Source organism: Paenibacillus sp. FSL R7-0210 (assembly GCF_038009085.1).
Classification (GTDB): Bacteria; Bacillota; Bacilli; order Paenibacillales; family Paenibacillaceae; genus Paenibacillus_AQ; species Paenibacillus_AQ silagei.
In genome coordinates this window covers 6,217,648-6,233,082 of sequence record NZ_JBBPAR010000001.1, presented here as the reverse complement: position 1 = coordinate 6,233,082, position 15,435 = coordinate 6,217,648, and the positions used below count along the sequence as shown (strand labels likewise).

Sequence of the window (15,435 nt, the reverse complement as noted above, 5' to 3'; positions counted from 1 at the left end):
AACCGCAACATAAGGTTGGGAGGAGATTCGCAATTATGCAATGATATTTGTCACAAAAAAGGGGATTTGTAGAGTTAATGTAGAGGACTGTCGGATAGTATTAGAAACTAAGAGATTATTATACACAACCTGTCGGTATCCCGTTAGTACGATTTGGTGAACGCCTGCATAGGAAGGGAGGAATTTACAGGTAACAGGCAAGCGGTCTATGAACAATAGGAAGTGTCGGCTGATCCCATAAAAGTCCCATTAGATGAGGAGTACACAAAAAGATGACAATATCGAAGAAATGGAACAAAGGATGGTCCCGAAGTCTGGCCGCCTCTTTGTCGATTGCGCTGGTCACCGCCAACTTTGCGGTGCTTGGGCCAGTGGCTCATGCGGCAGTCGCGGAGAATGACGGTACGGAACAAATTTTTACTTCGGAGAAGTACCGGAGTTTCACCAATCCGGATAGCGGAGCTGTTAACCTAACCTTCCCGGAGCTATTTATCACTGCAGATTCCGGTGAAATGATGGACGGGGCTACGGTTGTAATCAATGGTTATAAGTCAGGTGACAAGATTACATTCGCCACATCCGGCACTGGAATTACAGTTGCCACCAGCGGGGGCAACGGAGCCTACATCTTAAAAGGCAATGCGCCGGTTGAAATCTACCAGCAGATACTGGAGAATGCCCAGTTTACGATGACCTCGCCGGGTGAACGCAGCCTGACCTTCGGTCTGGGGCCTGTGCTCGCTTTTAATAAAAATGGACATTTCTATGAGTATGTGACACAAAACAGCATCAAATGGACGGATGCCCGAGTGAAGGCCGAGGAGCGGACCTACTATGGACGCAAAGGGTATCTAGCGACAATTACTGACCCGGCTGAGAACGCTTTTATTGCGGAAAAGGCTCAAGGGATTGGCTGGATCGGCGGGAAGGACGTAGCCCGTACAGAAACCAACGGACGGGCCAATACACGTGTCTTCACCTTGCAGAACAATAAATATAACGGTTATGGTGATTGGCGCTGGGTAACCGGACCTGAAGGAAAGCTGCAGTACGAAGGCAAATCCGGACTTCCTTTCTATAAGGGTTACAATGCTAGTGGTGGGAGGAATGATTCTGCCACAGTGACGGATCTTACTTATGGGATTGGTACTAACCATATCATGCATAACAACTGGGATGCAGGAGAGCCGAATGACTCTACCTACGAACATGTAGTGCATATTTTTGCAAGTGGAAAATGGAACGATTATCCGATTGATAACATCGTGAATGCTTACCTCGTTGAATACGGCGGTATGGAAGGCGATGCCAACTCCAGCATCAGTACTACCATAACACTGGTGGACAAAACCCCGCTGAAGCAGGACAACGAGACAGCAGAGGGCTATCTTGGTCTTGAGCCGCAGGAATATACAAAGGCCTCTCTGGCGGTTCTCAAGACTGCAACGGATGCTGCCAACGCTGTCCTTGAAGATGAGCATGCGTCTCCTGAAGAAGTTGAGGCCGCCCGTAAGGGTCTGGAGGATGCCATTGCCGGACTGGTGAAGCAGCCGCCAGTGGCTGATAGCGCAAGCTATACCGAGGGCAGCAACAACCAGGTATCTATTAAGTTTGACAAGCCTATCAAGTTCAATGCGGATGATACCGATACTACGGATGACTTCAGAGTGACATTGGACGGAAGACTGGTCGATGTTACGCATGCTGTAGTGTCTGATCAAGATCCTAGTGTCATTATTCTGACCCTGGCCAGTCCGCTGTCCAATGATCCTGTGGTTCGAATCGAATATGATGCCGCAGAGTCGGCAATCCAGGCTCAGACACCCGGGAAAGAGCCAGTGTCCGACTTTACGCTCATTGCTAACGGACCGTTCGGTGATTCCTTGGAAATTCAGACGCCTGCTAAGGGAACAGAGGTATATGGAGCAGACTTCCCGCTCCCGGTAACCGGACAAGCTGCACTCGATTCGGTGGTTACGGCTGCTGTGTATAAAGTGGATGTCCACCCGAATGCGCATCTGTTCGACCTTGAGGTAGGGATTACCGTAACCGATGATGTCTATAAGTGGGACACCAAGCTGCCGGGTCCGCTGGCACCGGGCTCCTACCATGTGGCGGTGACTTCGACCAAGACATTCGGCGATGAAGTAAGAACAGAAACGAAGCTGGTGCCGTTCACGGTACCGCAGCTGGAATTGACCCATGTGGCGGTAAACGAAGGCCAGCCGGATCACGCGGTATTGACGTTCAACCAGCCTGTAGGCTCTGCGTTGACTGATGCTGATCTCACCGGACTGACCATTGATGGCCGGAAGGTTATTGCTGTGAAGTCCGTACAGGGCGACAAAGTGGAAGTCGTTCTGGAGGAAGCGCTTGGTCCTGATGATGCGCTGATCGTAGGGTACGATCCCGCTGCCGGTAATGTTACGGCTGAAGGCAACGTTCTGAACGAATTGAAGCCGATCCAGGCCGGCGAGCAGTCAGGCATCACGAAGAATAACAATGTGATTCCGCTTCAGCTCGTTGCTGCTTATCCCGAAGCGGGGCAGCTCAAGCTGGTGTTCAATAAGCCGATCAACGATCTGACCGATCTGGCCGGATTCACTTACGGCGGCGTGCCGCTTCAGGCACCTTTTGAGATTAACGGCAATGAACTGATCGTTTCAATTCCCGCTGATCATAACGGTGGCATGTTGAGCTACGATCCAGAGCTTGGCAATGTTACGGAGAACGGCAACAAGAATAACCCGCTTACGGGATTGCAGCCGGGCATTGACCTAGGCGGGGATGGCAAATATATCGCCGACGGCGGCAAGCTGCCGGAGAACGGTCTGGGATTAACGGCAGGGGATAAGCCGGTATCGCTGAGTCCAGCCTTCCAGCCGGATGTACCAAGCGGCTATCAGGCGACCGTGCCTAATGAGACGGGGACTATTGCGCTGAATCTTGCCCCGGCAGGAGATAACGATACGCTGCGCAAGGTTAGCTTGAACGGTGTAGAGGTTCCTGACGGAGACTGGAGCAAGCTGCCGCTTCAGGAAGGGCTGAACATCATCCAGGTAGATATTGTGGATGCGAAGCGTCCGGGCGTTAAGCTGGGGCAATACCAAATTCAGGTTATCCGCGCAAGCGGGAAGCTCGTATCGCTTGATCCTTCGAGCGGCACACTGCAGCCTGAGTTCAAGCCTGAAACTGCAAGCTATGATGTATCCGTAGCGAACAGTGTATATGAAATGTCATTTAAGCCGGTTACACTTGATCCTGGTGCTGTGGTAACACTCAGTATTGCCGGTGAAGCTCCGGTAGAGGTTACAAACGGTCAATGGAGCAAAGCGCTCCCTCTAAAAGTAGGCAAGAATGAAGTTCTGGTTACCGTCAAGGATTCCGCAGGCGGAACGAATACGTATACAATGATCATTACCAGACAAGAGCCTGTATCTTCAGGCGGAGGCGGAGGTTCCGCTCCGGCTCCAGCAGCTCCTGAAACATCCAAGACCGAAGTGATTCAGGTGGATGTGGCCATCGGCGGAGCCAATGCAGCTGGCATCACGAAAGTGCCTGTACAGCGTACCACTCAGAGCAATGGCATGATCACTGATCTGGTCCGCTTCACCAAGGATAAGGCTGAAGAAGCGGTGAAGATGGCGAAAGAGACGGGACAAAGCATTGCCCGTGTAGTCATCCCGGATGCGGCGGACAATGTCAGCGAAGTGAATGTCCAGATTCCGGCGGAAACCGCCAAATTGCTGAAAGAGAACGGCATTGTACTGGAAATCTATACGGAGAATGCAATTGTGCGTGTTCCGAATGAATCGCTGGAAGGCATCGGACAAGACTTCTATTTCCGGCTGGTGCCGGTGAGAAGTGCAGCAGAGCGGAGTGAAATCGAGAAGAGAGCCACGCTTGAAGCTGTGGTCCGCGAAGTGGCGAAGAACAACAAAATCGAAGTGGTCGCCAGACCGATGACCATTGAGACGAATCTGTCCAGCAGGGCGGTAACCCTGATCCTGCCGCTAAGAGATGTGAAGCTGCCTGCGAATGAAGCGGCGCGTAATGCATTCCTCGCACAGCTCGGTATTTTCATTGAACATACCGACGGTACGAAAGAGGTTGTCAAAGGCAAAGCGGTTACCTATAAAGAGGGACTGCTTGGACTGGAATTCTCGGTAAGCAAATTCAGTACCTTTACGATTATTAACTTCAATAATCAGTCGCCTGCTACACATGTATCCTATATCGTTGGCTTCCCGGATGGTCAATTCAAGCCGGACGAACGGGTAACGCGCTCGCAGATGGCGCTCATGATTGCCCGGAATCTGGGCTATGATGCTAGTGCGGCTGTAGGCACTCCTCCCTTCCCGGATGTAGCTGTCCGCCATTATGCGGCAGCAGCCATTGCCTTTGTGAATGCACAGGGCGTGATGAAGGGTGATCCGGCCGGGAAATTCCGGGGCAATGCACCGATTACGAGAGCAGAGATGGCTGCTGCTGCAGCCAACTACCTGAAGCTTGCCGTACCGGCAGACGGAAAATCGGGCTTCAGCGATACCACTGGACATTGGGCCCAGGCGGTAATTGAAGCCAATGTGTCGGCAGGCCTGCTCAAGGGCTACCCGGACGGAAGCTTCAAGCCGAATGCTTACCTGACCCGGGCGGAAGCTGTAGTCATTGTTAATCAGATGTTTGACCGCGGCCCGCTCCATGGAGCAGATGCTGTGAAATTCCCGGATGTCTCCAAGAATCATTGGGCCTACCTGGACATCCAGGAGGCTGTCATCGACCATCAGTACCGGATCGACAGTGAACAGAAGGAACAACGGGTTACAGAATAAATGGATAGGGGTTGGAGGAGAGATCATTTCTCCTCCAGCCCCTAAATCATTAAATTTGAAGTATAATGGTTATAAAACCGTACCGATTTCCAGTTGCGAAGGAGATCCGAATGAGAGCAATCCTGATTGACGATGAAGAATTGGCACTAAAGGCTTTGGAACGCCAATTGCATGCGCTTGGTTGTTTCGAGATTATCGGCAAATATACCGATCCGCTGCAAGGGCAGCAAAAGGTAGAGGAGACCGAGACCGATATTGTGTTTCTCGATATTCATTTACCGGAGCTGAGCGGGATTGAGCTGGCGGAAAGGCTGCTGGAACGGAGACCCGATCTGCAGGTTGTATTCGTAACGGCATATGATAATTATGCGATCAAGGCTTTTGAGCTGAATGCCCTGGATTATTTGCTTAAGCCGATTCATACGGACCGTCTGAAGCTTACAGTTCGGAGATTGAATGCTCAGCAGAAGCCTGGCCTGGCAGCCCGGGCAGCGTCAGCGCAGACAAGCTGGAGAATGCTGATGCTCGATGCCTTCCGGATCTACGAAGGGAGTCAGGAGCTTCCGTCACTGCAATGGAGAACGGCGAAGGCGCAGGAAATCTTCTTTTACCTGCTGCATCATCGCGGCAAAGTGGTCAGTAAAGCCACTCTGATTGAATTGCTGTGGGCTGATTTTGATCCGAACAGGGCCTATCCGCAGTTATATACGGCTGTGTATCATATCCGCAAAATGCTGGAGCCCTTCAGCAGAGAACGGATTCTCCTGCAAAATACGGCGGACGGCTATCTGCTCAAGCTGAATGGAATCTGCCTGGACGTTGATGAGTTTGACCGCTTTATCCAAGCGGGGTTAGAGCTCTCGAATGACACACTGCCCGAATACGAACGAATCCTGAAGCTGTTCAAGAGCGAATATCTGGAGGGGTACGATTATGTGTGGGCGGAGCTTGAGCGGCAGAGATTCCAGCTGCAGTGGATTCGGCTGAAGCTGAATCTGGTCCGCTGGTATATGGGGAATGCAGAATATGAACAGGCCTTCAAGCACATTGAACAGGTCTGCACCCGCTATCCGTTAGAGGAGCAGGCGCAATTATTGTACATGCAAATATCGGATAGAATGGGCTTTCATTTTCTGGTGCAAAGACAGTATGTATTGCTGGAAACGGTCATGGAAGCAGAGGTTGCGGAGAAACCGAGCCGGGAGATTGTCAAATGGTATAGGGATTGGGATAACAAGCGTCAAAAAGGGTGAATCCGTGGATTCATCCTTTTTGCCCTATCTAAATTATGATATATTTAATCTTGAATATTTCGTTCTGCAAAGTTCCGGCGAAGGAGAACCCCATGACCCAATTTGTCTACAAGCAGATTATTGCTGACCTCAAAACGAAGATCTTTGCCGGGCAGTACGCCGATATGAAGCTGCCGGATGAGCGCAGTCTCAGCGAGGCGTATCAGGTTAGCCGCAGTACCATAAAGCGTGCGCTGATGAAGATGGAGAGCTCGGGCATTATTTTCAAGAAACGCGGCTCCGGCACCTTCATCAATCCGTTATACATAAAGAACGATTCGATCTTCAATTACGAAGGCTCTAATCTGGGGGTGTCGGATAACTTCCAGATGCACGGCAAGAAGCCGGAGATCAAGGTGCTGAGCTTCGAGGTCATCCGGCCCACGGAGGAAATTCAGCGGGATTTGTTCCTGATGCCCCATGATTTCGTGTATAAGATCGTGCGTCTGCGCCTGTTTGAAGGTGCGCCTTTCATGATTGAGACGGGATATATTCCGATCAAAATTGTGCAAAATCTCGACCAGACGATTATTGAGGGGTCGATTTTTCATTATCTGGAGGAGTCGCGCAATCTGGCGGTGACCAAATCCTTTTTGTCTATTTTTGCCGAGCCTTCACTGCTGAATGATCAGGAGCTGCTCCATCTTAAGGAGAATGAACCCGTAGGGATTATGGAGGGGATCTTCTTCCTGGATAACGGCACGCCGTTTGAGTTTTCGCATATGCGCTTCCATTATGAGTATCTGAAGTTTAACACGTTTGTATCTGTGCATTAACGGATGGACGGTGTAAATAGCATAACTGAGGTATAGCAGGCCGGGAGGAATCCCGGTCTTTTTAGAGTTTTTTAATATAACAAATTAATCCATAATTATAAAAATAAACATCTTTTTGTGCGTGATTTGCAGAGGAATTCATACTATGTTCAAAATTTCACAATATTGGACCGTATTAATTTCTAAAAAGATTGAATTTCTGAAATGCCGATGTATGATGTAAATGTAGAAGTGATACATTCAATTTACAAAGAAAAAGATTAGGGAGTGGAAGACATGGGATTAACAATCGAACAGGTGGATTATTCCTCGAAAACGTATCTGGCAAAGCTTGACGCTTACTGGCGTGCAACGAACTACATCTCCGTAGGTCAGCTTTATTTGAAGGATAATCCGTTGTTAAGAGAACCGTTGAAGGATGCAGACGTCAAAGTGAAGCCGATCGGACACTGGGGCACGATCCCTGGGCAGAACTTTATCTATGCGCACCTGAACCGCGTAATCACTAAATATGATCTCAACATGTTCTATATTGAAGGCCCGGGCCATGGCGGTCAGGTGATGGTATCGAACTCTTATCTTGACGGAACCTACACCGAAATCTACCCGCAGATCACTCAGGACATCCCTGGTCTGAAAAAGCTGTTCAAGCAGTTCTCCTTCCCTGGCGGTGTTGCCTCCCATGCAGCTCCTGAAACACCCGGATCGATTCATGAAGGCGGCGAGCTGGGTTACTCCCTGTCGCACAGCGTGGGTTCGATTCTGGATAACCCTGACCTGATCTCCGCTGTAGTTGTAGGTGACGGCGAAGCAGAGACCGGTCCTCTGGCCGCTTCCTGGCTGTCCAACCGGTTCATCAACCCGATTACAGACGGTGCTGTGTTACCGATTCTGCATTTGAACGGCTTCAAGATCAGCAACCCGACCATCCTCTCCCGGATGAGCAGAGAAGAATTGACCGCCTATTTTGCCGGCAACGGCTGGGAGGCATTCTTCGTAGAAGGCGAGAACCCGGATCTGATGCACCCGGAAATGGCTAAGGTGCTGGATACAATCGTAGAGAGAATTGCCGCCATTCAGAAGAACGCCCGTGAAAATAACGATACTACACGCCCTGTATGGCCGATGCTGGTCTTCCGCTCCCCTAAAGGCTGGACCGGTCCGAAATCGTGGGATGGCGTACCGAACGAAGGCTCCTTCCGTGCCCATCAGGTGCCGATTCCGGTCGATCAGAAGAACATGAAGCATGCTCCGGCATTGCTTGAATGGCTGAACAGCTACAGACCTGAAGAACTGTTCGATGAGAATGGCCGTCTGAACGCAGATCTGGCTGAAATTCTGCCAACCGGCGACAGACGTATGGGGATGAACCCTGTAACGAATGCCGGCAAGCTGATTAAAGACCTGCACAAGCCGAACTTCCGCAACTATACTCTCGATAATTCCGCCCCAGGCCAAGTAATTGCACAGGATATGGCCGTACTGGGCAAATACCTGAAAGAGGTTGTAACCCTCAACGAAGAGAACCGCAACTTCCGTATTTTCGGACCGGATGAGACTATGTCTAACCGTCTGGGACCAGTATTCGAAGTGACCAAGCGTCAATGGATGGATGCCATTCAGGAACCGCAGGATGAATTCCTCGCTCCCTATGGCCGTGTCATTGACTCCCAGCTGTCGGAGCATCAGGCAGAGGGGATTCTGGAAGGGTATGTACTGACTGGCCGCCACGGATTCTTCGCCAGTTATGAAGCCTTCCTGCGCGTGGTCGATTCGATGATCACCCAGCACTTCAAGTGGCTGCGCAAGGCTACAGATCAGACCTGGAGAGAAGACATTCCTTCCCTGAACGTGATCGCTACATCGACAGTGTTCCAGCAGGACCATAACGGCTATACCCACCAGGATCCGGGTCTGCTCGGCCATCTGGCTGACAAGAAGCCTGAATTCATCCGTGAGTATCTGCCGTCCGATGCGAACAGCTTGCTGGCTGTGTTCGACAAGATCCTGAATGACCGCCAGAAGATCAACCTGATCGTATCCTCCAAGCATCCGCGTCCGCAGTGGTTCTCGGCTGACGAAGCTCAGGAGCTGGTGGACAAAGGCCTTAAGATCATTGACTGGGCCAGCACCGACAAAGGCGAAGAGCCGGATCTCGTTATCGCTTCTTCGGGTACCGAACCAACTATGGAAGCCTTGGCTGCCATCTCGATCCTGCATGAGAAGCTGCCTGAGTTGAAAATCCGTTACATTAACGTAGTCGATCTGCTGAAGCTGAGAAGCCAGAAGCTCGATCCGCGCGGCTTGTCTGACGAAGAGTTTGATCAATTTTTCACAAAGGATAAACCGGTCATCTTCGCCTTCCACGGCTATGAAGGCCTTATCAAAGACCTGTTCTTCGACCGCCACAACCACAACCTGCATGTGCACGGCTACCGCGAGAATGGCGATATCACTACACCGTTCGATATGCGTGTACTGAACCAGATGGACCGCTTCGATCTTACGAAGGAAGCTGTGCTGAGCCTGCCGGAAGCAAACAAATACCAGGCTATCGCTGACGAGATGGACGCCATGGTGCAGAAGCATCACGCGTACATCCGTGAAGAAGGCATCGACCTTCCAGAGGTTGAGAGCTGGGTATGGAAGGCTCTGAACTAAGCTCTAGATGATCGTGTTATTTCATTAATAATATAGTAGGCTTCAATTAAGGAGCGCTCCGGTAGTCATGTTGATGGCTGCGGAGCGCTCTTTTTGTCCAATGATTGGAGCTGGATTATGGTCTCCGGGACCTCCGGTTGCAATGCCTTCTTCCGCTGCGCCGCGGTGAGTACAGGCACCCCGTTGCTGCCGTTCATCTCCACCATGTGCTTCCAGTATCGCTTCGGCATCTTCGAGGAACGCAGCCGGTCATTGCGGCGCTCCTTGATGCCGATGGCATGATAGAAGCCGGTCCATAAGCGGCGGTAAGATTCCTCCGTCTCATCCGGCTCAGGCGGGGTCCAACCGTTTAAAGGCACGATGGCCTCACGCCCGGGCTCATGAATCAGCGCAGCCCCATGGGTCTGATCGTAGATCATGAAGCTCTCCCCCTGGAACCGGTCACAGAAATGCTCCTGGATTACAGGCAGCACATAGCCCTGCGGTTCAATGACTGCGGCCATGACCGGGCCGTATACGGAGAAGCGAACGAAGCCCGTATACAGATGCGCTTCATGCCGGAGCTGCTGGACAGCCTTCATCAGCGTGTTAACGGTGTCATCCGCCAGCATATTCATCACCTTGCGGCCATGCCGGAAGCCGAGATACAGGAAGTTCAGCAGCAGCATTTCCTTCTCGGGAGCGCAGCTCCAGAAGCCCAGACGCACCAGCTCCTCGGCTTCGCGGCTGATCCGCAGCGGCAGGGACTTCAGTACCCGTGCGGCCTTGTCTTTGTCGGTCTCAATCCATTTCGCTTCCAGCAGCAGGCCTATTTCCCCGCCTTCAGCATGAATCGCCAGCGGTATCTCCTTCCAGGCATAGCTCTCAAATACACAGCACAGCAGACCCTCGAAGCTTCCGTCATAGGTGTACGCCAGTGCGGACGGCTTGAACATCAGGCCTTCGCCCCCTTGTTGAAGCTGTTCCAGTCCCCGGCGGCGGGCAAGGTGGAGAGGTTAAAGTCGTCGAACAGCGTGAGCTGCTCCACCTGCGGCTGCTGGAGAGCGAGCTGCTCCCCGGACATGAGTGAGCGAAGCAGCGTATGCTCGCTTACCTTCAGCCCCTCCAGCGGCTTATCCTTACAGGTGATGAAGAACTGGGCACGCTTGAGGACCACTCCCAGCTTCTTCAGCGCATGGAAATCGAGCGATCCGGCCCGTCTGGCCTTCACGATCCGCTGTGCGCTTCTAACGCCGATGCCGGGTACACGCAGCAGCATTTCGTACGGGGCGCGGTTGATCTCAACGGGGAATTGCTCCCGGTGGTTAACGGCCCAGCTGCATTTGGGGTCCAGCAGCGGGTTGAAGTTCGGCACGGCCTCATCCAATAATTCATTCGCCTTGAAGCCGTAGAAGCGCAGGAGCCAATCGGCTTGATAGAGCCGGTGTTCCCGCAGCAGAGGCGGCTTGGTGTCTAGAGCGGGCAGGAGGGAATCCTCTATTACAGGGGTATAGGCCGAGAAAAATACACGCTTGAGTGCGTATTTGCGGTATAAGCCCTCCGTCAGATTAAGGATCTGGTAATCGGTATCCGGCGTTGCCCCCACGATCATCTGGGTGCTCTGTCCAGCCGGAGCGAAGCGGGGTGCGTGATTATACCGGACGATATCGGAGCGGTTCTCCTTAATCCGGTTTGTGATCAGCCCCATCGGCTTCAGGATGGACACCTTGCTTTTATCGGGGGCGAGCCGTCCGAGACTCTCCTGCGAGGGCAGTTCAATGTTGACGCTCATGCGGTCGGCAAGCAGCCCAAGTCTGGACAGCAGGGCATCGTCTGCTCCGGGGATGGCTTTTACATGAATATAACCGTTGAAATGATAGACATTGCGCAGCAGCTCAAGCGCTGAGATCAGCTGTTCGGTGGTGTAGTCCGGATTGCGCATAATGCCTGAGCTAAGAAATAGTCCTTCTATATAATTGCGGCGGTAGAATTGCATGGTGATATCTGCGATCTCTTCGGGGGTGAAGGCAGCCCGGCGGATGGGGTTGGACTTGCGGTTGATGCAGTACGCACAATCATATACACAGCCGTTGGTCATTAACACCTTCAGCAGCGAAATACAGCGGCCGTCCGCCGCGAAGCTGTGGCAGATGCCCATCGCGGAGGTGTTGCCGAGCGCCCCGGCCTGGCCCTTGCGGTCGGAACCGCTTGAAGTGCACGCTACATCGTATTTGGCGGAAGCGGTCAGAATCTCTAGTTTCTCCATTACATCCACGGTCTCAATCCCCCTCATATGTGAGCATTATATACCGAACATACGTTCTTGTCAAAGGTATCCCCCCCTTCTTGGCCGCGTGTAAAATGTATGCGCATTCCGTCTTGTGCTATAATAGAAACTGATGGTTCATGGAATGAGGAATCATACGGTTATTGAAATCCGGGTTAGGAGTGTTGCTGAAGTGAGAGGATATAACATATGGCGGCCCATCATGCTGATTGCGGTTGCGCTGCTGACAAGACAGTTAGTGACAAGTATTTGCCTTATGTTCGGCATGTCGCAGGAATCGGCAGGCAGTGTAGCCATGCTGGGCATGATCGTTGCAGCTCTTATTATGTACAACCGCATGATGAAGGGCCGCCGCCGCAGATAAAATCAATAGAAGATCCGGCCGTATCTCTTCAGGCGGAGCGGATTGCATAGGAACAGGCTTGAGAGACGCCCGCACAGGTGTCTTTTTTATTAGAGGTGTCTTTTTAGCTAAAAAAATTTATGCAGACAGATGTGCATCCCGGTGATCCGGCAAGCGGTGCTTGAATAATCTGGCTGGAGCTTATATTCTTAGAAGGATATGCTATATGATGGACCATACAGATTCAAGGCAACGTATATTCCCTGCAGGGAGGGCGTTATCTATAGAATCAACCCACAGCATGGGAAATGAACATACAGGAGGAAACCAATTGAGTACACAGAACATTGGAGTGCCGTTAGAGGGTTTTGCAGAATTTAGCCGGACGGTAGCCGCAGAGGGTGCGGTACTGCTTAAGAATGAGGGACAGGTGCTTCCGCTGGGTAACGGTGAGAGCGTCGCTGTTTTTGGCAGAATACAGGTGAACTATTACCGCAGCGGTACAGGATCGGGCGGTAGCGTTCACGTTGCATATACGACGAATCTGCTGGATGGACTACGCAGCAAGAAGAACATTAGCGTGAATGAAGAGCTGGCTGCAGCCTACGAGGCTTGGATCGGGCTTAATCCGTTCGATGACGGCGGCAAGGTATGGGCTGCGGAGCCGTGGAACCAGAAGGAAATGCCGCTTACGGACGAGCTGGTGAAACAGGCAAGAAGCCAGTCAGCCAAAGCGGTTGTTGTCATTGGACGTACGGCGGGCGAGGATCAGGATAATGCCGATACCGCAGGCAGCTACCGGCTGACGGAAGATGAGAAGGCGATGCTTGTCTCGGTTACGGCTCATTTTGAACAGACGATTGTGGTGCTCAACGTATCCAACATTATTGATATGAGCTGGGTAAATGACGCCGCTTATGTGAACCCTATCTCTGCAGTGATCTATTCCTGGCATGGCGGCATGGAGGGCGGCCACGCGATCGCCGATGTTCTGGCCGGCGAGGTTACGCCAAGCGGCAAGCTGACGGACACCATCGCTTATTCCATTGAGGATTACCCGTCGACCCGCAACTACGGCAATGAGTTCAAGAACCTGTACGAGGAAGATATCTATGTGGGCTACCGTTATTTCGAGACCTTCTGTCCCGATAAGGTTCAGTATGAATTCGGCTACGGGATCTCTTACACGACCTTCAAGCTGGAGCCGGAGGAAGCGAAGCTGGTGAACCAGGCGGGCGAGCCGCAGATTGAAATCGGCGTCACCGTAACGAATACGGGAGCAGTATATGCCGGTAAAGAAGTAGTGCAGGTGTATGTTGAAGCGCCGCAAGGACAGTTGGGTCAACCGGCCAAAGCGCTGGCAGCCTTCGCTAAGACTAAGCTGCTGGAGCCTGGCGAGTCTCAGCGCCTTACTGTAAGCTTCCCGCTCCATTCCATGGCTTCCTATGATGACGCCGGAGTGACCGGGCACGCTTCCGCTTATGTGCTGGAAGCCGGAACCTACCGCTTCTATGCAGGAACCAGCGTCAAAGCCGTATCAGCAGTGCTTCTGGATGGACAAGAAGGCTATGTGTTGGATGAGCTTAAGGTCGTGGAACAGCTGCAAGAGGCTATGGCGCCTACCGAGAGCTTCATGCGGATGAAGCCGGGTGCCCGCAAGGCAGACGGTTCGTATGAGCTTGTCTCCTCTGAAGTACCCACACGCAAGGTGGATCTGGCGGAGCGGATTGAACGCAATCTGCCGCAGACGCTTCCGCAGACCGGCAATCAGGGATATACCCTGAGAGATGTCCATGACGGAAAAGTTAGCATGAGCACTTTCATTGCCCAGCTAAGCGACCAAGATTTGGCGGCGATTGTCCGGGGCGAAGGAATGAGCAGCCCGCTGGTAACTCCGGGTACAGCATCGGCGTTCGGGGGCGTGAGCGACAGTCTGTTCAGCTACGGCATTCCGGTTGCAGCTACAGCGGACGGCCCTTCCGGCATCCGTATGGACAGTGGAGCTAAGGCAACACAGGTATCAATTGGAACCCTGCTGGCCGCTACATGGAATGCGGAGCTGGTGGAAGAACTGTATGTTATGGAAGGCCAGGAATTATTGCGCAACCAGGTGGATGCGCTGCTGGGACCGGGGCTGAATATCCGGCGCAGCCCGCTGAACGGGCGTAACTTCGAATATTTCTCCGAAGATCCGCTGATCTCAGGAATCTTCGCTGCCGCATGTACACGCGGAATTATGAAGGGCGGCTCTAATGCGACGCTGAAGCATTTTGCCTGCAACAACCAGGAGAAGCACCGCAGTAAGGTCGATGCTGTCGTATCGGAACGCGCGCTGCGTGAGATCTACCTGAAGGGCTTCGAAATCGCAGTTAAGCAGGGCGGAGCCAATTCGATCATGACCTCCTACAACCCGGTGAACGGGCATTGGGCGGCTTCCAACTATGACCTCAACACCACGCTGCTCCGCGGCGAATGGGGCTTCCAGGGGATCGTCATGACCGACTGGTGGGCGATCATGAACGATGTGGTGAACGGAGGGCCGGCAGACCGTAAGAATATGAACTGGATGGTCCGCGCCCAGAACGATCTGTACATGGTCGTTAGTAATTATGGGGCAGAGGTTAATGCTTACGATGACAATACAATTGCATCTCTGGAGAACGGCACGCTTACCCGCGGGGAGCTTCAGCGCTGCGCGATCAATATCTGTGAGTTCATCATGAAGGCGCCGGTATTCTCCAGAAAGCATGAGATTATTGAAGCGGTCGATACGTTCAAGGCTGATCCGGCTATCGGGGCTGAGCAGGTGCAGGTGCAGGTGCTCAGCGAGAACGCTCAGGTAACCCCTGCTGTGTCCGGGCCGACCTACATTCAGGCTGACGAGGCGGGCCAGTACCGCATTATTGTCAGCATCATGTCTCCTGAGCCTGAGCTTGCGCAGAGCGCCTGCAACCTGACCCTGAATGGACAAGCGGTAACCACCATTCAGACGAACGGAACGGAAGGCCGGTGGATCCGGCAGAAGCTGGTCAAGGTTGAGCTGGAAGCCGGCCGGTATGAGCTGAAGCTGGACTTCGTCAAGCCCGGCCTGCAGGTTGAATGGATTGAATTCAAACAGGTATAGCATCAGGATCATTTATAGCATGAGCAGCAAGGCACCCTCCGGGGTGTCTTTTTTTGCAAATATTGAATTTACATGATCCGCCTGATTCCGCATACCCGCAGGGCCGCCGAATAAAATAGAGATAAAACGGCTACTATGAAG

The 15,435-nt window shown here is 52.4% G+C and carries 8 protein-coding genes; 6 read left to right on the top strand and 2 right to left on the bottom strand.

Annotated elements, in window-relative coordinates; translation table 11 throughout:
• The first annotated feature begins 272 nt into the window (after window positions 1-272).
• The 4 genes from MKY64_RS26240 to MKY64_RS26225 all read left to right on the top strand — a co-directional run bounded on the left by MKY64_RS26240 (window position 273) and on the right by MKY64_RS26225 (window position 9,561).
• Window positions 273-4,832: an S-layer homology domain-containing protein gene (locus tag MKY64_RS26240; RefSeq protein ID WP_340956774.1), complete on the top strand. Its 4,560-nt coding sequence runs from the start codon at window positions 273-275 to the stop codon at window positions 4,830-4,832.
• 110 nt (window positions 4,833-4,942) lie between these two features.
• The gene (locus MKY64_RS26235; protein ID WP_340956772.1) at window positions 4,943-6,085 is read left to right on the top strand and encodes a response regulator; all 1,143 of its coding nucleotides are present in this window, start codon (window positions 4,943-4,945) and stop codon (window positions 6,083-6,085) included.
• Window positions 6,086-6,177: 92 nt separating this feature from the next.
• The gene (locus MKY64_RS26230) at window positions 6,178-6,900 is read left to right on the top strand and encodes a GntR family transcriptional regulator (protein WP_209879369.1); all 723 of its coding nucleotides are present in this window, start codon (window positions 6,178-6,180) and stop codon (window positions 6,898-6,900) included.
• A 276-nt stretch (window positions 6,901-7,176) separates the two neighbouring features.
• Window positions 7,177-9,561: a phosphoketolase family protein gene (locus MKY64_RS26225; protein ID WP_340956767.1), complete on the top strand. Its 2,385-nt coding sequence runs from the start codon at window positions 7,177-7,179 to the stop codon at window positions 9,559-9,561.
• 65 nt (window positions 9,562-9,626) lie between these two features.
• On the opposite strand, the gene MKY64_RS26220 is transcribed toward MKY64_RS26225, so the two are convergent.
• Both MKY64_RS26220 and MKY64_RS26215 read right to left on the bottom strand, forming a co-directional pair.
• Window positions 9,627-10,496: a TIGR03915 family putative DNA repair protein gene (locus MKY64_RS26220; protein WP_340956766.1), complete on the bottom strand. Its 870-nt coding sequence runs from the start codon at window positions 10,494-10,496 to the stop codon at window positions 9,627-9,629.
• Window positions 10,496-11,806, bottom strand: coding sequence for a putative DNA modification/repair radical SAM protein (locus MKY64_RS26215; protein ID WP_340958173.1), 1,311 nt, complete (start codon window positions 11,804-11,806; stop codon window positions 10,496-10,498). Before MKY64_RS26215 ends, MKY64_RS26220 begins: the two co-directional genes overlap by 1 nt.
• 193 nt (window positions 11,807-11,999) lie before the next feature.
• Here MKY64_RS26215 and MKY64_RS26210 point away from each other — a divergent pair, with 193 nt between their 5' ends.
• Both MKY64_RS26210 and MKY64_RS26205 read left to right on the top strand, forming a co-directional pair.
• Complete coding sequence (locus tag MKY64_RS26210) at window positions 12,000-12,191, top strand: hypothetical protein (protein ID WP_036726332.1); 192 nt, start codon at window positions 12,000-12,002, stop codon at window positions 12,189-12,191.
• A 310-nt stretch (window positions 12,192-12,501) separates the two neighbouring features.
• Complete coding sequence (locus MKY64_RS26205; RefSeq protein ID WP_340956764.1) at window positions 12,502-15,294, top strand: glycoside hydrolase family 3 C-terminal domain-containing protein; 2,793 nt, start codon at window positions 12,502-12,504, stop codon at window positions 15,292-15,294.
• The last annotated feature ends 141 nt before the right edge of the window (window positions 15,295-15,435 follow it).

What these genes read in the sequence shown, in the direction of transcription:
- MKY64_RS26240 (WP_340956774.1), top strand. Translation starts at nt 273, where the DNA reads ATGACAATATCGAAGAAATGGAACAAAGGATGGTCCCGAAGTCTGGCC.
- MKY64_RS26235 (WP_340956772.1), top strand. Translation starts at nt 4,943, where the DNA reads ATGAGAGCAATCCTGATTGACGATGAAGAATTGGCACTAAAGGCTTTG.
- MKY64_RS26230 (WP_209879369.1), top strand. Translation starts at nt 6,178, where the DNA reads ATGACCCAATTTGTCTACAAGCAGATTATTGCTGACCTCAAAACGAAG.
- MKY64_RS26225 (WP_340956767.1), top strand. Translation starts at nt 7,177, where the DNA reads ATGGGATTAACAATCGAACAGGTGGATTATTCCTCGAAAACGTATCTG.
- MKY64_RS26220 (WP_340956766.1), bottom strand. Translation starts at nt 10,496, where the DNA reads ATGTTCAAGCCGTCCGCACTGGCGTACACCTATGACGGAAGCTTCGAG.
- MKY64_RS26215 (WP_340958173.1), bottom strand. Translation starts at nt 11,806, where the DNA reads ATGGAGAAACTAGAGATTCTGACCGCTTCCGCCAAATACGATGTAGCG.